This is a genomic window from Mesorhizobium sp. M0317 (assembly GCF_040321555.1).
Classification (GTDB): Bacteria; Pseudomonadota; Alphaproteobacteria; order Rhizobiales; family Rhizobiaceae; genus Mesorhizobium.
Genome location: NZ_JAMYRV010000029.1, coordinates 23,192 through 40,817 on the forward strand (window position 1 = coordinate 23,192; position 17,626 = coordinate 40,817).

The following is a 17,626-nucleotide window of genomic DNA, read 5'->3' on the forward strand; positions in this document are numbered from 1 at the left end:
TTGTGGTATCGCTCCGTCGGCGAGCTTCGTAGCTTCCGTCCAGAATCGCGGCACGTCGAAGTTGCAGGCAGCAACACAAAGCTATGAAAGCCATCGAGCCCTCGAACTGACGTCCTCTAACGATATTTGTTCGCCTATGATCCTTTGCGCCAGCAACTCGCCGCAGCCGAACGCCATCGTCCAGCCGAGTTGCCCGTGCCCCGCGTTGATCCAAAGATTGTCGAACCGCCGGATGCGGCCCAGGTAGGGGGGACCACCGGGTGTGGTTGGCCGCAGACCGGACCAGAATTCCGGCGTTGCCAAATCCACCGCGTGCCCGAAAGACCGTCGCGCGTAAGCGGCAATCCGTTCAATGCGATCCTCGGGAAGAGAGCGATCGCGAGCCGCAAATTCAGCGATCGCGGTGACGCGTAGCTTTCCGCCAAAGGTTGCGACAGCCAGCAATTCCGTTTCGTCGACATAGGGCAACGTGGGCACCCCCTCGGGATCCGTAATCGTCCAAGTGCCCGAATAGCCCTTTACTGGATATATATTGGGGCGAAAGCTGAGCGATCGGGTGATGTCGGGCGTTTCGACACCCGTGGCCAAGATCACTGCCGAGCAGGGTATTTCTCCGCGGTCTGTTACGATCGCCGCGATAGCATTGCCCACGCGGCGAAAGCCTGTGACGCGGGTATCGAAATGCAGACTTACCTTGTGTGTCTGGCTCAAGAAGGCGGCTGCTCGTTGGCTAAACAGCCGGCAATCGCCAACAGAGTCTGCTGCACTGAACAGCCCTCCAACCAAATCGGGCATAGCGGCGAGCGCAGGTTCGCGCATAATCAGCCCCTTCCGGTTAAGCACCTCGATTGCGCCGTCGCCATGACGCCTGATCGAGGCGACATAAGTGTCGAACTGCGTCTTGTTCTGGAACAGATACAGGCCGCCCTGATGTCGGATTTCTTTGGGTAGGTCCATGTCGGTTTCGGCCGCGGCGACGAGAGCGCGGCTATAGCGGCTCAGACGCTGGAGCTTGTCGGTGTTCCTTAGATGAGTCGAAGAGCGGCAGTTGAGCAAGAACTCAAGGCCCCAATGCCAAAGCGCAGGATCTCCCAGGCGTGTTATTTGGACCGACGGGTCACGTCCCGCAATGGCTTTCACCATGGCGCCAATTGCTTGCGGTCCTGCCCAGGCTTTCGCGTGTCCGACAGCGATGATCCCGGCGTTCGCGCGGCTGCACATTTCGGCCGGGCCGGAGAGTGCGTCAATGACAGCTACGTTGATGCCGCGCTTCGCAAGAGCGTATGCGGTTGTGATTCCGGCTACCCCGGCACCAATCACGGCGATGTTGTTATTTCCATTTCCGTCACTCATAAAATTTCTTCAAGACTTAGCTAAATTCATTTTGTCCCTCTCAAACCCTTGGAGCGTCCGTCAAAGCGCACATGCGAACAGATCACCGGAATGCCTTTTCGGCAAAAGTTCATCGTGCGCTAGCGCGAGATCGCTTCAAACGGCTGAAGAGGGCTGGACCAGTACTCCGTGGACGCGCGTGGCGATCCACAAGATCAGTGCATCCTCCTCGCTTGCCGAAACGAGCGCGTGACCCATTGTGGAGTCATAGTAGCTGCTGTCGCCTGGCAAGAGGCGCACCGGCGCATAGTGCTCGGTGTGCAAGATCACCTCACCTGACAGCACATAGAAGAACTCCTCCCCCAGATGGCCCTCGATTTTGGTGAATTCTTTGATTGAGTGCGCACGCACACGCGTCAGCAGAGGCGTGAACTGCTTGGCTGCGAGATCGGCGCCAAGCAACTCGTATTGGTAGTGAGGTGTCTGTTGCAGAATGCCCTCGCCGCCTCTGGTGACGACCAGGCGGCCTGCCGCACCGGGTTTGCTGGTGATACTGCCGAAGAGCTCGGTCACATCGACACCCAACCCAACCGAAAGGCGAAGGATGGTGTCGTATGTCGGCGAGACTTGGCCGTTTTCGATTTTTGATACGGCCGAAATCGAAAGCCCCGATCTCTGCGCCAAGTCATTCAGGGTGAGCCTGAATTGCTTGCGCAGCTTCTGAACGGTAACTCCGACCGGTGGATATTTGTGCTGCTGTATGGAATCCAACTGCGTCATCTCTATCTCATACCGAATCGGGCTGGGGCGTCAGAGGTCTTTTTACCATCAAGGAGCAATGTAGGATGGATAATCACGCATCGCCTGGCGGGCAGCGGCGTCAGTCCTCAGATCGGGAACACCGGCACCCGGCGCGACCGTCAGCGTCGAGTTCAGCAGAAGCTGTGTGTAGGGGTGGCGCGGCTTTTCGAAGATCCGCTCGGAGACGTTCATTTCGACGACCCGGCCTACGTACATTACCGCCACGTGCGTGGTCATATGCTGGATCACGCTCATGTTGTGGCTGATCATGACGTATGTCAGATCGAATTCCTCGCGCAGCGTCAAAAGCAGATTGAGCACTTGGGACTGAACCGACACGTCAAGCGCCGAGGTCGGCTCGTCGCATATCAGCAGTTTCGGACGTGAGATCAGAGCTCGCGCGATGGCGACGCGCTGCCGTTGGCCGCCCGACATCTGGCTGGGATACGCTTCCAGGAAACGTGACGGCAAACCCACCACGTCAAGAATTTTTCGCGCTCGTTCTTGCCGCTCCGCCGACGTGCTCTCGCCGCGCAAATACAGCGGATAGGCCACGATCTTGCCCACGGTCTGGCGCGGGTTCAGCGACGAATACGGATCTTGGAAAATGAACCCCATCCGTTGGGCGATCTGCCGACGTGTCATGCCGGCGATGGACCGCCCATGCAGCAGTACGTCCCCTTGCGTCGGCGGGAGGAGACCGAGCATGATCTTTGCGAGCGTGCTTTTCCCAGACCCAGACTCGCCGACGATACCAAGAACGTCGCCCTTCCTGACGCGGATCGAAACGTCATCCACAGCACGCATCGGCGCGCTGTGGCCGAAAATCCCTCTTCGGCCACCGTATTCGTGCGAGACCTTGCGCAACTCGAGAACAGGTTTGTGGCTCATCAGGCAACGACCTTCAGACGCATTTTTGCTTCGCCGGCCTTTATGCAGCGTGCCTGATGGCCGTCTCCGATCTCTTCCAGGTCAATCGGCCTTCTGCAAGCATCGGAGGCGAGAGGACACCTATCGTAGAAATGACAGCTCTCTATACGCGTTAGAAGCGAAGGCACTGTGCCTCCTATAGAGGGCAACGGCTTCATTCGCGGGTGCGAAGGATCAGGTACTGAACCAAGCAACGCACGGGTATAGGGATGGGACGGATTGGTGAACAGTTTCTCGGCGGCCGCTGTTTCCACCACCTGACCCGCATACATGACGAGCACCTTATCGGCGATGCGTGACACAAGCCCGAGGTCGTGCGTAATCATGATCATTCCCATCCCGAAAGACTTCTGCAGGTCGATAAGCAGTCGCAGCAATTCAGCCTGGATGGTGACGTCCAGAGCCGTGGTCGGTTCATCCGCCACTATCAGCTCGGGCTCGCACATCAGCGCCATGGCGATTACGACACGCTGGCGCATCCCGCCCGAGAGCTCGTGCGGATAGTTGCCCAAGCGTTGCGTCGCGTTGGAAATCCCAACCTGCTCGAGAAGTAGGATGGCCCGCTCCCGCGCCTCCCTGCGAGTGGCCCAACGATGCGCCCGATAGACATCGGATAACTGCCGTCCGATCGTGTGCAGCGGGTTTAGCGCGGTCATCGGCTCTTGAAAAATCATCGACAGACGGTTGCCCCGCAAACCCCGCAGTTGACGCTTTGAGATCGATTGCATGTCGATGCCGTCGAAGCTCACCTCCCGCGCCGTCCGCTTTGCCACCTTGGGCAAGAGTCCCAGAAGCGACAGCGCGGTGATCGACTTTCCACAGCCGGATTCGCCGACGATGCACAGAGTTTCGCCTTTCGACACGCTGAAGCTTACATCCTGAACGGCCGCAAGAGTTCCGTTCGCCGTCGCAATGTCAATGTTGAGCTTTTCGACGTTGAGAAGCATTGGCCTTCCTTCAATTGCGTCCATCGGGCGACAGCAGATCGCGCAGACCATCGCCAAGAAGGTTCGTGCAAAGGACGAGCGTGAACAGAAACGCCCCAGGTATAGTGATAAGCCAAGGCTCAAACAGGATCGAGGCTTTGCCTTCCGCAATCATCAGGCCCCATGACGGGAGGGGCGCCGGCACGCCGAGACCCAGGAATGAGAGGGCCGCCTCGAGAATCATCGCCTGCGCCATTTCAAGCGTAGCCACCACGACCAGATTGTTGAGGAGATTTGGGAGGATCTCGTGCCTGACGATCTGGAGGACGGAGGCGCCCTGCAACTGCGCCGCGGTCACGAATTCCGTTGACCTCAGTTGAATCGTCGTGGCCCTCGTAACGAGCGCAAACCGGTCCCAAAGCAAGAGCCCGAGCGTCAGCATGACCACCGTAAGTGAGGACCCCACCAGCGCCACCACGGCCAGCGCCACCAGAATGACTGGCATTGCCAAACGAGCGGTGATGACGAACATCGCCACGCTGTCCACCTTGCCGCCGAAATAGCCCGCGCAAATCCCGATAGTGGTTCCGATGATGCCCGACACGACGGCGGTCCCAACGCCGATTACCAGGGAGATTTGGGCGCCATAGATGATGCGTGACAGGTAATCACGACCCAGCTGGTCGGTGCCAAGCGGGTGCACCCAACTTCCCCCGGGCAACCAGATTGGAGGGGCAAAGCGGGTTGCAAGCGATTGCAGATACGGGTCATAGGGGGCCAGCAAGGGCGCAAACACTGCCATAACAACGACGATGAACAAGACTAAGAGCCCTAGCACCAACCCGCCGTGCCTTAGCCAGCGCAGCAAGTTGCTCTTTTGTGCAATCGGTTCCGATCTTGCTGGATATGCTGAGGCGTCGGTCATTTGCTGCGCATCCTTGGATCAAGCATAGCATTGAGCATATCGGCCAGCAGGGTCAGCACGACGTAGAACAGCGAGAAGCAGAGCACGAGTGCCTGGACAGTTGGTAGATCGGCTCGCGATATGCTTTCCCAGGCTAGAGAGCCCGCTCCGTGAATGGCAAACACATTCTCGACAACTACAGAGCCTGCCAGCATGAAACCGAACTGCGCCGACGCCAGACTGATAACAGGCAGCGCTGCATTGCGCAGGGCGTAGTCGAATAGAACCCGCGTCTCCGAGAGCCCCATGGCGCGAGCGGTGCGAATATAGTCAGCCTCAAGGGCCGATATCATGCCTGAACGCGTCAAGCGCATGATTGCCGGGGTGGCGAAATAGCCCAGCACGACCGTAGGCATTATAAAACTTTGCCATGAGGCCGTGCCCGAGGCCGGCAAGATCGCCAGCTTCACGGAAAACAGGATGATCAGCAGAAGGGCAAACCAGAAGCTGGGCATGGCCTGACCGACGACCGCGAATAGCAAAGCCAGCCGATCCACAAAGCTGTTGGGCCAGCGCCCTGCAACAACGCCCAGCGGCACTGCAATGAGCAGCGCCAAAATCAAGGCGAAGAATCCCAGCTGGGCTGTCATCGAAAAGCGATCAATAAGAAGCGTGGCGACCGGCTGCCCGAAATAGAGACTTGTTCCAAAATCCCCGCGAAGAACTCCACCGAGCCAATGCACATATTGGACGACAATAGGCCGGTCGAAACCGTAGAGATGCCGCAGTCGATCGGCATCAGCCGCAGTCGAGGCTTGGCCGGCCAAGGCAGCCGCAGGATCACCAGCCGCAAAGATCAAGGAATAAGCGACAAACGATACAAATAGCGTGAGGAGGCAAGCCATCAGTATCCGCCGCATTGCAAAATGCAACATTGTGCGCTCCTGCAAGGGTTATGCGTCCAGCCGCACGTGGCGACTGGACGGCAGGAGATCACTTCCATTTCGCGTCGTAGAACGGAATGAACTCGTCTGGATTGATGTGCAGCTCGAGGTCTTTCGACATCGCAGTGTTCATGCTCCACACCCACAGTGGAACCCAATAGGCCCGATCGGCGATCAGCTTCAGAGCCTTTGAATAAAGCGCTTTGCGGCGATCCCTATCCATGATTTTGGAGGCTTCCACGACAGGCGCGACGATCTCAGGGTCGTTCACCACGTCGTCGCCTGTGCCTGCAAAGAAGTCACCAACGCTCAGCGCGACATCCCCCACGCCATAAGCACCCCAGTCACTATAATACATGTCCTGCTTATGGGCGCGCCACTGTTCTACGCCCGCTGCATACTGGAGATTGTTGAGGTTCAGGTTGATCCCGACCGCGGCGAGGTTGGCCTTCACGGCTTCTGCCACCGAGACGCCTTCGGGCGAGATGACCATGCTCAGGTTGATGCCCTTTTCCAATCCGGCTTCCTTGAGCAGCTGCTTTGCCTTTTCCGGATTGTACTCATAGGTGGTAACGTCGGTCTCGCAGCCGAACTGTACCGGATTGCAGGCCGAGTTGATGATCGGAGAAGTTTCTCCCTTGAATGCGTCGCGTATTTCTTTCCGGTTGATGGCGTAGTTGACGGCCTTGCGAACGCGTACATCAGCGAGCGGTGAGTTGGGGACGTGGGGATCGAGGCTGATTTCGTCGAAACGCATAACAGGCGAGCTTTCGACGTGTACGCCTGGTTGACCGGCAAGCCGCTGGATGTCATCTTTGGGAACACGCCAGATCCAGTCGATGTTGCCATTCAGCAATTCGGCATACTGGGTGTTGCTTTCCGGCAGGACCCGGAAGTTAATCTTGCCGATCTGCGGTTGTTCCTTCTGGCCGCCCTTGTAGTAGTCTAGGAATCGCTCAAGCTTGACTCCGACACCAGGCGTCAGTTCAACAAGTTTATAGGGACCAGTTCCGATGGGCTTGACAGCCATGCCAGCCGCACCGACCTTTTCGTAGTAGGCCTTGGAGTAAATAGGGACGTTGCCGGCGAGCATCTCCAGTGCCAACGGATAAGGAGCCTTCATGGTGAGTCGGACAGTATCATTGTCGAGCTTTTCAGCCTTATCGATCCAATTCACAGCGATGGCGTATTTAGCGCCGAAGTCAGGGCGGGAGACTAGGTTTAGGGTGAAAACCACATCGTCGGCGGTGAACGGAGACCCGTCGTGAAATTTGACGCCCTTGCGGATTTTGAAGTCGATCTGGGTGTCGGAGTTGAACTTGTATGACTCGGCCAGTTCGGGCACGAACTTTCCGGACTTAAAGTCCTTGGACACAAGGCCGTCGTAGAGGATGCGACCGACAGAGAGAGATTCTCGGCTGGTCCCGGTATAGTAGTCAAGCGTCTCGATCTCGTTGGTAAAGGCAACATTGAGCGTGTCGTCCGCCTTGCCCGCGAAAGCCGGGTGGCCGATTGTCATGAGGGCAAGAAGCCCGACGGCAGCTTTGTATTTCCTGACCTTGTTTTTCATTGCAGTTCCCCTGTTCTCGATGACAATGAGTTCCGATGCACCGTTTCGTTCATGTTTCTTTTGCTTCATCCCCCCAGATGGTTTCGTAGATCCGCAGCAGGTTATCGCCATAGATCTTGCGAATGTCGTCAGCCGTAAAGCCGCGCCTCAGCAGAGCTTCGGTCAGGGCCAACATGGTCTTTGGCGTTTCGATGCCTGCGGGATAGAAATGCGGGGGCTCGGGATAAGCGTCAGCGCTCCAGATATTTTCGGCAAGGAACCCACGATAATCCTTTATCGAAGCGGCATCATCCATGTAGGGAGACTGCCCGCTGTAGTAATCGATCCCTAGAGTGATGCACTGCGTACCAACAAGGTCGCACATGTAAACGATATGATCGATAAACTGGTCGATCGTCGGACGCTTGTCGCCCGAGACGAAACCGGGGAAGCCCACCACTCCAATGGTGCCGCCGCTCTCAGCGATCGCCTTGATCATCTCGTCCGAAATGTTGCGGGGCGACGGATGAACTGATTTGGCGTTTGCGTGCGAGATGATGACGGGCGCAGAAGAATGCTCGATGGCGTCCATCGTCGTCTGAATACCGGTATGCGAGCAATCGACGATCATGCGCGCTTGGTTCATCCGGTCGACTACTTGCAATCCAAAGCGACTCAGGCCTGCATCGGTGCGTTCTTCGCAGCCATCGCCGATGCGGTTCTTCACGTTATACGCGAGTTGCATGATGCCAACGCCAAGCGCTTTGAAAGCGTCGATCAGGTCGAGACTGTCCTCGATCGGTGCCGGCCCTTGGAAGTGCATGATGATGCCCGTCTTGCCCATTGCCTTGGCCGTCCGAATGTCGGCAGCGGCACGGACCAACACGAGATCATCCCGCTCCCTCAGCAGCCTATGCCACGATCCGATCGTCCGCATCGTCGCGCCGGCGCCGTCCCAATACCCCACGGTTGGCGCAATCGCAGTCAGACCGCCAGCCTGGTAGTCCGCAATTCGCGCGTGGTCATCCAGAAGCGGGCATACGGCATCAATGATGATTGCGGCCTCGTGCAGCTGTTTCTCCGTGGCATCCATCAAGTCCTCCTAGTCCAGTCCTCATTGCGTCCGGTCCACTAGCCGACCTAATTTTCTTGTAGGAAAATTTTGTCATCTATGCAACAAAATTGTCGTACTGTCGACACAAGAGAATCTCGGCGCCTCACCGAGGGAGCGGAAGGAACTCCGGGAAACCCACCGCATCTGGGCACGGCAGCCGTCGGGCTGGGGTCCTCTGCGGGACTCTCGGGCGGCAATTGACCGGGCACGTGCAGTGACGACAGGTTGAATTCCGGCGGCACCTGCGCAGCACCAAGTTGGCGAAGGTTCGGCTAACATGCTCTGCCGGTGCAACGAACAGCATTGCGACGCGTCCTTAGTGGGATTCATCGGTTCGACCGCGGTCGACAACATGAAAGCGACGTGCAACTAACAATCACCGTGGCGAACCCGGCAGCCCGGACCTGACCGCGCCCATCGCCCGGCGCTCGACCGCTCGAGAAGCCGTCAGCCGCTTGCCCTACCGTTGGGCCGATAGTGGCGAAAGACCTCAGGCTGACCAGCCACGAACAAGACGGAGATGGTCAAACGAGTTCGCTGTGCCGATGGTATTGTTCCAGATGTAACGTGCCATGCTCGACAGATCGTTCTGAGCAAGCAACGTTCGGACTGCGCCGGGGCCACAGTGCTGTCCAGCCGCACGACCGCACCGTCTTCCAGTTTTAGTTGGGGCATTCGACGGCAGCGCTCGATTGATCTCTTCCCAGGTCTCTGGCCGAATTGCGCTGATCGTCTTTTGCAGCACCGACTTCTGCGGGCTCCAGGGACCACGGCAGGCGGGCAAAGGCGCGAAACGAGGCTAGTCTTCGAGGTTGGAATGCGGTGTTGCTCGAGAAACGCACAGCGCAGCACCGCTTTGCCCCGGGGGTCTTGACGCCGCACCGAACCAAGTCTCGCGCCAAGCAGGTCATAGTGCTCATCCAGCCACTAGACCGCCTTCAACTCATGGCCGATCTCGTGCGTGGCGACAAAGATCGAATATGCTGGCTTGGACGGTGCGTTCTCGGCGCCTTGTCGGCTCCGGCGGTGCCGGATTGTGCTTTGGACTCGGCGCCATGAGGCGAAGTGTACCTGGAACCGCCGGACCTTGCCTGCGCAAAAACCTAGGGGCCCCCGAACAATATCAAAGTGATGGACGGAAACTAGTGGTTCTCGCCTGACATAAGAGTCCGGCTTGGGATTCCCTTTCGCGGGTTTGCATGCGAGTCTGGCGCATGCGCACAGGAATATCCCTCACCGTTTCGTTGATTGATCGCCAGCGCCTGAATGCGCTGATCCGGGATCTCGCACGCAGAAGCACGTTTGGCGCGCCGAGATCATTCTGTTGAGCAGCGACGGCGTCGGGACCGTCCAGATCATGCGGCAAACCGGCAAGTCCAAGACCTGCGTGTGGCGCTGGCAGGAGCGCTTCGCCGCCGAAGGCTTCCAAGGACTGTTGCGCGCAAGACGCGGCCCTCGCGCATTCCACCACCCGGGCCTGAAGTCGCCGAGCGCGTGGTGGCGCTGACGTTGCAGGACCCGCGGGCGAGACGACGCACTGGATCGCAGACATGATGGCGCAAGCGGCTGGCATCAGCGCAAGCGCTGTTCGTCGCATCTGGAAGGCGCACGGGCTGCGGCCGCATCGCTGGCGGCAGTTCAAGCTCTCCAACGATCCGCAGCTTGTCGACAAGCTGCGCGACGTCGTAGGCCTCTATGTCGATCCGCCTGCTCACGCCATCGTGCTGTCGGTCGACGAGAAGAGCAGATCCGGGCGCTTGACCGCACCCAGCCGGGCCTGCCGATGAAAAAAGGAAGCCTCGGCACCATGACCCACGACTACAAGCGCAATGGCACGACCACGCTGTTTGCCGCCCTCAACGTGCTCGACGGCACCGTTATCGGCAGGAACGTGCAGTGGCATCGCCATCAGGAGTTCATCCGCTTCCTCAACGCCATCGAGGCGCATGTTCCGGCCAGCAACGCCGTCCACGTCGTCCTCGACAACTACGCCGCTCACAAGCATCCCAAGGTGCGGGCCTGGCTCGATCGCCGTCAGCGCTTCACTTTCCACTTCACGCCGACTTCGTGCTCGTGGCTCAACGCGGTCGAGGGCTTCTTTGCCAAGCTGTCGAAGCGTCGCCTCAGGCGCGGCGCCTTCCACCCGTCGTCGACCTCCAGGCCCAAATCAACCGCTTCCTCGAAGAGCACAACCAGCAACCAAAGCCCTTCAGTTGGACCGCCGACCCCGACAAAATCATTGCCGCCGTCAAACGTGGGCACCAAATGTTAGATTCCATCCACACCTAGTCTAGCCGGAGCGCACGGCGACTATTTCGGATAAGCCTCTCACGGCACCTGCTATTCGCGCCCTTGCAAAGTTCGTGGCCAACGTTTCCACGCAAACGGCAATCCGTGGTGATCATCTAGCGGGCCTTCGTTCCCTAGCTTGGCTTTTCCTGCGACGATCACACGACCATCGGATGATGAGAGTTGCAGCACTCCTCCACTCTCAGATGCCTGCAGCGCACGCAGCTCCGTCCTCCCCAGGACCCTTGCCCAATAGGGATAGAGCTTGCAGTGCGCGGACACGCAGACCTGATCCTCATTGATAGCGATCCTCGGCGAAAAGAACCTTGACACGATATCAAACTCGGCGAGTGCTCCTTTTGGATCAACAAGAGCCGTGAGAACGAGACCGCGGCAATCGATCTCTGCTATGGTCCGAAAATTCGGCTCATAGTCAAGAACGAGACGTTCGTCGCCGACGACGACAACGAAATCATCATACGCCCTCCGAACTTCCTTGATCGGCAGGCCCATGCACCGTTCGATCGTTTCATATTCCATGGAATTTGCCGCAGCCGTGTCGATTGCCGGAAGCGCGACTTGCACGACGTCCCCTTCCAGCCAACCGTGGAGAAGGCCGCTTTGCGACTGATAGGACACTCGAAGGTGCCGGCCGTAGTCGGCGAAAAAATAAAGCCAGTATGTCGCCGCCAGCGTTCCATGCCCGCAGAGATCCAGTTCGGCGTTCTGCGTGAACCAGCGAATTTCGAAATGACCTGCAACTTCCAACGGGCGAAGAAAGACGGTGACAGGCTGGCGAAACCGTTGCGCCAGCCGGAGGCACTCGGCCGTTGCCGGATATTTCTCATAGAGCACGACTGCCGCCGGATTGCCGGCGAAGCGGTCGTCCGCAAACGCATGAACGACCGTCGGCAAATCGCAATCCGATCGAGTCGCATCAAACGTTTCCTGACTTGAGCTAGGTGGGCTGACGAAACCTTGCTTGCCAGGGGTCATATCTCAACTCCCCGGACTCGGGCTGAGATCATCAAGTTCCGTCGAAACTTGAAAGCCTGGGTCGGCCTGCTCTTCTTCGCTCGGATATGCGCGTTGCGCCTCGGCTCTGGCTCTCTCGTCCAAAAAGCCATATGGCTCGGCCCGCATGACGGGAACCAGCTTGGCCTCCATCTCTCTTGCGTCCACCAACATCGCGTGGGTCCCGCCTATTGGGAACTGCCGCAGCACATCTCTCATTTCGCGAACGTCGCGCTGAGTATCGTGTGCCAAGAAGGAATACTCGGGTCGACCCTTAACGTCGCGAGCATAAACCGAGGTCGAGAGATCCACCGGACCTTCTCCGAAGTCAGCGAGCCCCCTTAGGTTAATTGTCTTGCTGTAAGGTACGTCCCCTAACAGCTCGCACCTATGCACATGTGTAAAGCTTGATGTGCCGAGGCCGATAATCAAACCATCTGAGCGGCTGATCTCGCCAAATATCGAGTCATCGCCAAACGGGCTGCCCTGCCACCAATCTGTCTGGCACAATCGTTCCGTTCCCGGGCCGATAACGACCATCGAATAGGCGGGATGTTTGGTGCGCCTGGAGGGAAGCTGTCTCAACACTAGATCGGCCAATACGCCTGTCTCGGACTTCGTCTCCGTCCAGTGAAAATGCCGGGTGGCGCAGTAGCTCAACGTGAACGCGGGGAGAATAACTGTGGAGGAAGCGGAGACGCGCACTAATGCTTTCAGAAGAGTGGACGTTACCTCATCCGCACTTACGTTCCTCAGCGCCACCAAAGATGAGTGCAGGACAATGGTGCTGGGCGCTCGTGATTCGACGTATTCAACAATTTGCGCGAGCTCGTTTCCAAATCCGGAAGCTTGCCCGCACGCGGCAGTAGCGCCCGCTTGAAATCCGGTGCGGTCGATCGGTCGAATTCGCCTAGCCCACTCCTCGAGCGACAGGCCTTGCGCTTCATAGACGTCTTCGCCGAACATGAGGCCGCTTTGGGCCAGCATGAGCTGTATGTCGAGGAAGTGCAGGGAATCAATGCCATGTTCCCGGGCCGCGCAGTTGGGCAAAGCCGGTCGTTCCGTGACAGCGCGCACCGCCTTCAGTAGATGATCCAAAGGTGACCCCGTTCCCTGTCCGGCCTGGGGGTGAGCTGCGGCAGGCCTAGTATTCGCCCGAAGCGCTTCCTTGGCTGCTCTCTCAAGCGCGAGCTGATCGAGTTTTCCATTGGCGGTGAAGGGAAGCTCGACAATAGGCACAACAAGTCGAGGAACACGATCTTTCGGCAGCGCACGGGATAGCCGCCGCTGAATTTCATCCACGTCGGCGCTCGCAGGCGTCACCAAGCAAACCAGCTCCTGATCCGCGTCGTCGTCTCCATTTAGCACGACCACCGCTGAGTCCCTGCAAGCACCCGTCTGGTCGATCGCGCTAGTGATTTCCCCTTTCTCCAGTCTGGTTCCGCGAAACTTTATTTGCTCATCCTTTCTTCCGAGAAACCGCAGACCGTGTTCTGACGAAGCCATGACGTAATCACCAGTGCGATACAGAACTTGCTCACCATTGTCCGTTATGCATCGCGCGAAGCGCAATTTCGATTGTGCTTCATCAGCGACATAGCGATGTGACGTCTGCACGCCTCCCACCCAGAGCTCGCCCTCGGCCTCAAGGCCAACATTGGACCCGTTCTCATCGACAACAAAGAAATCGACGTTGCACGCTGGCTTGCCGATGAACATCGGACTGGCTTCATCACCTCGAGGGCAATAGTGGTAACTAACGGCAACGCAGCACTCGGTAGGACCATAACTATTTATTAGAATGGCATTGGGAAGGCACGAATAGAATCGCCGCCTAACTGAATCTGGCAAGGACTCACCATTGCATACCAGATATTTTAGATCGGTGAATTGCTCAGCAATATGAGGCAGACGTTCAACAGTTCCAAGAAACCGTCGCAGCAGCGTCGGCACCATCTGAACGACGTTGGTTCGGCTATGAGCCAGAAACTCGATCGTCTGAATAATCTGTGTTTGCAGTTGAGTGGATGGCAAGACTATCGCACCGCCTGTCACGAATGGTACGAAGAATTCGGGAATGGAAACATCGAACGCAGGGCGCGTAAGCTGCGAAATGCTAGCTCGCTCCGAGAAATCGATCATGTCGACATACCAGTCGACCAAATTCAGAAGAGCTGCCTGGGAAACCGGCACCCCTTTCGGGATTCCAGTGGTTCCGGAGGTATGCATGATATAGGCGATCTCCGAGAAGGCTGACTTGATGCCGCCGCTCTGCGAAAGGCGCTCGACGCGGATCGAACCATTGGAATGGTGCTCGACTATGGCCTTGGGTTTCGTGTTGCGGCGGATATAGTCCAATCGCTGGTCGGTTTCCGCTGGGTCAATAGGAACGAAGGCTGCACCAAGCAATTGAGTAGCCAAAATGGTCGCAACCAGTTCTACAGATCGGGGAAGTTTGACAATGACCGCATCACCATGGCCGACCCCAGCAGCCTTCAGGCGCCCTGAAAGGCCGGACGCGGACATCCCCAACTCGCGGTAACTCACGTCGCCATTATCGTTCGTGCGCACAGCAATATTCGACGCAAACCTGTCCAAATTCTTTGCGATGAGGTTGGCTAACGACTCGCGCCCAAAACGCAACGGCCGGCGCGGACCCGAGAGGGTCGGCGTTAGAGTCTGCATCGTCAGCATCTTCATTTGGGTTCTCTCCAAAGCTCTCGAGTTCTTACGCATCCGCCCCGTGCAGCCGACGTGCTGAGCAGCCCGGCGGCGACGGAGGCATTTGCGAGTCGCATGATCTCCTGAGTGGCGGCCGGTCGATGTATCCGGGACTGGCTTAAATACCTTGGCGCCCGGACAGTGATTGCTGCCAAAAGTCGACAGCGGCAAGCTGACGGTCGCCTTACCCTGCTTCATCGAAAGGCTGGAGCATGCCAGTAAGTGGGCAGTTCCCACCAACGCTCATCACCTCGCGCAATGTTTCGTCGCTAGTCCGTTGCTGCATGAACTTCACTGTACAACCGCATGAGCTGTGCCAAGTCGAAAAACAATTTCGGTTCAACACCGTTCGCTTCCGAGGTCCTCATTCAATTTGTCTGCGCGAACGCGGTTCTGTCCGCTTTCCGACAATGGATAAACGTTCAAAGGGGAATGTTGCGGAACGTTCGACACCGCCAAGACATCCAGATCCTTAAGGTCACTGCGCGTTTTCGACCGAGCGATCTGATCGCTGGTGGCTCCTCGAGTCCCTTCGTTGTGCGCGATGCACACCCTGACAAACGGCTGCCAGCAGTAGCAGCAGCGAGCAAAATGGCACGACTCTTGATGGCCCATTGAATGCGGACGCTGCCGCCTGCGGGCATTTGCCTTGCGGGCAACCCCAAAAAGGGATCAGGAGTTGAGCAACATGTCTGCGCAGATGGTCGGCTTGCCGAACGGCGAATGGAAATGGAGGTGGGCGCAGCCATCGGCCCCGCCTATAGCGAGAAGAACCCGCTGCGCCCCGCCCACCCGCAACGTCGCGAGCGCGACAAGGAGGCGCGCTCCGGCGCCGTCGAGCTGCGCACCGAAGCTCAGGAAGGAAGTACTCCCCGGGTTTACTCGAACCCCCGCCGCGCTGACCGCCGTCATCCAGGAAGCTATATTTTGAGCCCATCTCGACCGGCGATTGGCGCCAAGGGGTGAGCGGCAGCCTGGCATCAACGTGAGGCCTTTCTTCGAGCGGCCGATCGAGGGCGATCGGCCATACCTGTGGGTTGACGCCACTTGCCCGAAGGTCCGCCGTGGTGGGCCGATCGTCTCGGTCGCCGTCGTCATACCGTCGGCGTCACGCGGACGGACGACGCGAGGTACTGGGGATAGAGATTGGCACGTCTCGTCTGAGGGCGAGCCAATTGGACGGAGTTCCTGCGCAAGCTGACCCGTTGCGGCCTCGCGACTCGGCGTCTCCAATGCCCATGAAGCCAAGAACGCGGCGCACCAAGGTTTTGTCGGCCATATGGCAGCGCTATCGCATCCACTTGGTGAGGAACGTACTTACCCATGCCGGCGATAGCGGCCAACACTCTTAGCCTCCATCGCCACCGCTTTCGCCCCAGGATCCAGCGGCCACATTAACAGCCGTTTACAATTCATTCATACAACTTCACAACCGTAAATCGTCGACCCGTGATAATTTCACGACAGGTCTGAGATTAGGGCGCATCAAAAATGCAAAAGCCAATGGCCAAAAGAGTACTTATCCTGGTTGAAGGCTCGAGGACTGGTCTGTTATACATCCAGGCAGCCCAGCGTCTTGGCCTTCATTCGATTACCCTATCGGCTGATCCAGCTCAGTATGACTATATTGCGAGGGAAGAGGCCGAGGCAATCCGTGTCGATACAGCCGACCTCGATGCCTTGACCGACGAATGTTCCCGGCTTCGTGCGACCTATGGCATTGCTGGCATTACGTGCGCCAATGAGTCGGTCTATGCGACAGTTGGCAAGCTCTGCCGCTATTTCGATCTACCGGGGCCAGACCCAACGTCTATTGAACGATGTTGCAACAAATTCGTTCAACGTGAGCTCCTCAGGGAGGCCGTCGTTCCAGTGCCGTCTTATCGCTTGGCAACGGATGCGAAGGATGTAACACGCTCTGCCGGGGAGATCGGCTTTCCGGTGGTTCTCAAGCCAGCCGTAGGAGTCGGCAGCAGTGGTGTCCGATTGTGCCGCGACATCGATGAGGTGGCCGAACATACGACCTATCTGTTGGGTGGGAAGCACATGTGGCGGTCGTCACCGAGGATACTGGTCGAAGAATTCGCACAAGGCCCCTACTATTGCGCCGACATAATGGGAAATGAGGTCATTGGGATTTATGCCGGAGAGTTCGGCCCCCCACCGCATTTCGTCTTTCGTGAATTGACTCTACCGGCCCCGCTGACAGATGATGAGAATGAGCGCATCGTAGATATTTCGCAAAACAGTTTGCGAGCTCTCGGCCTTGGCTGGGGGCCAACGAACATTGAACTCCGGTGGACGAAGCGTGGGCCAGTCGTCATTGAAGTCAATCCGCGTATGGCGGGTTTGCCCAATGCTCAAATGATTCAGCTGGCTTATGGTGTCGACCTAATCACCGAGCACATTAAGCTTGTCATCGGCGAGGAATGGGATTTGCGTAGAAGGCATTCGCAGATTGCGGCTGCGCGAATCCTAGTTCCGGATCGCGATGGCACGCTCGATTGGATCGACGGGGACAGTCGGGCGACTGCTGTCCCAGGCGTCGCCGAGGTCGAATTCTATATTGGGCCCAAGACGCGGATCGTCAGGAAAGGCGATCACCGGGACTGGATCGGACATGTTATCGCCGCCTCACCCATCCGGGCTCGTACCGAGGCGGTACTTCAGCAGGCCGTCGATTTAATCGATTGGTCGATCACACCATTTCCGACCGCCGGCGATCAGGAACAGTGTGCGGCCCCTCAACTCTCCGCACCAGCGCAGGTGGCACCAGACAAAAGGTGATCGTCTCGGAACATTGATCCAATCGAAAGCGCGAGACAGAGAGACGCAATTTGATGAGAGATCCCAATTTTTGTCTCTGGCTGCTCACCAACTAAACGCTATTGGATGCAAGAAGAGCTTAGAAAAAAAAGTTCCAACGAGGACGGCCCAAGAGTCGGCTCGCAGGCTGATCGTCAAGATCGGCTCCGCAGTCATTGCAGACGCAGGAGAGCGGACAGGTACGAGGTACTTGGCTTGAAGATTGAGTCCATGTCACGTTACTTTCGTTAGACACAGCTTAGCCGACCCTAAAAAACTGGATGTATCTCTCGACGC

11 protein-coding genes and 3 pseudogenes are annotated in these 17,626 nt (G+C 57.7%); 3 read left to right on the top strand and 11 right to left on the bottom strand.

The window, feature by feature from the left end; all coding sequences use genetic code 11:
• Nucleotides 1-81 precede the first annotated feature (81 nt).
• From NKI88_RS19865 to NKI88_RS19905, 9 genes and pseudogenes are all read right to left on the bottom strand, one after another.
• Complete coding sequence (locus NKI88_RS19865; RefSeq protein WP_023685639.1) at nt 82-1,353, bottom strand: FAD-dependent oxidoreductase; 1,272 nt, start codon at nt 1,351-1,353, stop codon at nt 82-84.
• Nucleotides 1,354-1,488: 135 nt separating this feature from the next.
• Entirely contained in the window at nt 1,489-2,112 is a 624-nt protein-coding gene (locus NKI88_RS19870; protein ID WP_023685640.1) for a helix-turn-helix domain-containing protein, read from the bottom strand.
• A 48-nt stretch (nt 2,113-2,160) separates the two neighbouring features.
• Nucleotides 2,161-3,024: an ATP-binding cassette domain-containing protein gene (locus NKI88_RS19875; RefSeq protein WP_352656739.1), complete on the bottom strand. Its 864-nt coding sequence runs from the start codon at nt 3,022-3,024 to the stop codon at nt 2,161-2,163.
• A complete protein-coding gene (locus NKI88_RS19880; protein WP_023685642.1) occupies nt 3,024-4,010 on the bottom strand; it encodes an ABC transporter ATP-binding protein in 987 nt (328 codons plus the stop codon). Before NKI88_RS19880 ends, NKI88_RS19875 begins: the two co-directional genes overlap by 1 nt.
• Before the next feature lie 10 nt (nt 4,011-4,020).
• A complete protein-coding gene (locus tag NKI88_RS19885) occupies nt 4,021-4,914 on the bottom strand; it encodes an ABC transporter permease (RefSeq protein WP_352656741.1) in 894 nt (297 codons plus the stop codon).
• A complete protein-coding gene (locus NKI88_RS19890) occupies nt 4,911-5,828 on the bottom strand; it encodes an ABC transporter permease (protein ID WP_023685644.1) in 918 nt (305 codons plus the stop codon). The genes NKI88_RS19885 and NKI88_RS19890 overlap by 4 nt, the downstream gene beginning before the upstream one ends.
• A 58-nt stretch (nt 5,829-5,886) precedes the next feature.
• Nucleotides 5,887-7,407, bottom strand: a complete 1,521-nt coding sequence (locus tag NKI88_RS19895; RefSeq protein WP_352656743.1) for an ABC transporter substrate-binding protein — start codon at nt 7,405-7,407, stop codon at nt 5,887-5,889.
• A 49-nt stretch (nt 7,408-7,456) separates the two neighbouring features.
• A complete protein-coding gene (locus NKI88_RS19900; protein ID WP_352656745.1) occupies nt 7,457-8,479 on the bottom strand; it encodes a dipeptidase in 1,023 nt (340 codons plus the stop codon).
• A 633-nt stretch (nt 8,480-9,112) separates the two neighbouring features.
• Nucleotides 9,113-9,557, bottom strand: a pseudogene (locus NKI88_RS19905) (hypothetical protein); the annotation flags it as partial.
• A 157-nt stretch (nt 9,558-9,714) separates the two neighbouring features.
• Here NKI88_RS19905 and NKI88_RS19910 point away from each other — a divergent pair.
• Nucleotides 9,715-10,789 (top strand): annotated as a pseudogene (locus NKI88_RS19910) (IS630 family transposase).
• Between the two features lie 51 nt (nt 10,790-10,840).
• On the opposite strand, the gene NKI88_RS19915 reads toward NKI88_RS19910, so the two are convergent.
• Nucleotides 10,841-11,785 carry a PhzF family phenazine biosynthesis protein gene (locus tag NKI88_RS19915; protein ID WP_084634057.1) on the bottom strand — a complete coding sequence of 315 codons (945 nt, stop codon included), beginning with the start codon at nt 11,783-11,785 and terminating at the stop codon, nt 10,841-10,843.
• A 3-nt stretch (nt 11,786-11,788) separates the two neighbouring features.
• Nucleotides 11,789-14,503: an AMP-binding protein gene (locus tag NKI88_RS19920; protein ID WP_352656747.1), complete on the bottom strand. Its 2,715-nt coding sequence runs from the start codon at nt 14,501-14,503 to the stop codon at nt 11,789-11,791.
• 723 nt (nt 14,504-15,226) lie between these two features.
• Between NKI88_RS19920 and NKI88_RS31850 the strand changes: the two are divergent.
• Nucleotides 15,227-15,867, top strand: a pseudogene (locus NKI88_RS31850) (transposase); the annotation flags it as partial.
• 160 nt (nt 15,868-16,027) lie between these two features.
• Nucleotides 16,028-17,311, top strand: coding sequence for an ATP-grasp domain-containing protein (locus NKI88_RS19930; RefSeq protein ID WP_352656751.1), 1,284 nt, complete (start codon nt 16,028-16,030; stop codon nt 17,309-17,311).
• The last annotated feature ends 315 nt before the right edge of the window (nt 17,312-17,626 follow it).

Coding starts and splice junctions, on each gene's coding strand:
- NKI88_RS19920 (WP_352656747.1), bottom strand. CDS start 14,503: ATGAAGATGCTGACGATGCAGACTCTAACGCCGACCCTCTCGGGTCCG.
- NKI88_RS19915 (WP_084634057.1), bottom strand. CDS start 11,785: ATGACCCCTGGCAAGCAAGGTTTCGTCAGCCCACCTAGCTCAAGTCAG.
- NKI88_RS19890 (WP_023685644.1), bottom strand. CDS start 5,828: ATGTTGCATTTTGCAATGCGGCGGATACTGATGGCTTGCCTCCTCACG.
- NKI88_RS19865 (WP_023685639.1), bottom strand. CDS start 1,353: ATGAGTGACGGAAATGGAAATAACAACATCGCCGTGATTGGTGCCGGG.
- NKI88_RS19880 (WP_023685642.1), bottom strand. CDS start 4,010: ATGCTTCTCAACGTCGAAAAGCTCAACATTGACATTGCGACGGCGAAC.
- NKI88_RS19895 (WP_352656743.1), bottom strand. CDS start 7,407: ATGAAAAACAAGGTCAGGAAATACAAAGCTGCCGTCGGGCTTCTTGCC.
- NKI88_RS19900 (WP_352656745.1), bottom strand. CDS start 8,479: ATGGATGCCACGGAGAAACAGCTGCACGAGGCCGCAATCATCATTGAT.
- NKI88_RS19870 (WP_023685640.1), bottom strand. CDS start 2,112: ATGACGCAGTTGGATTCCATACAGCAGCACAAATATCCACCGGTCGGA.
- NKI88_RS19885 (WP_352656741.1), bottom strand. CDS start 4,914: ATGACCGACGCCTCAGCATATCCAGCAAGATCGGAACCGATTGCACAA.
- NKI88_RS19930 (WP_352656751.1), top strand. CDS start 16,028: ATGGCCAAAAGAGTACTTATCCTGGTTGAAGGCTCGAGGACTGGTCTG.
- NKI88_RS19875 (WP_352656739.1), bottom strand. CDS start 3,024: ATGAGCCACAAACCTGTTCTCGAGTTGCGCAAGGTCTCGCACGAATAC.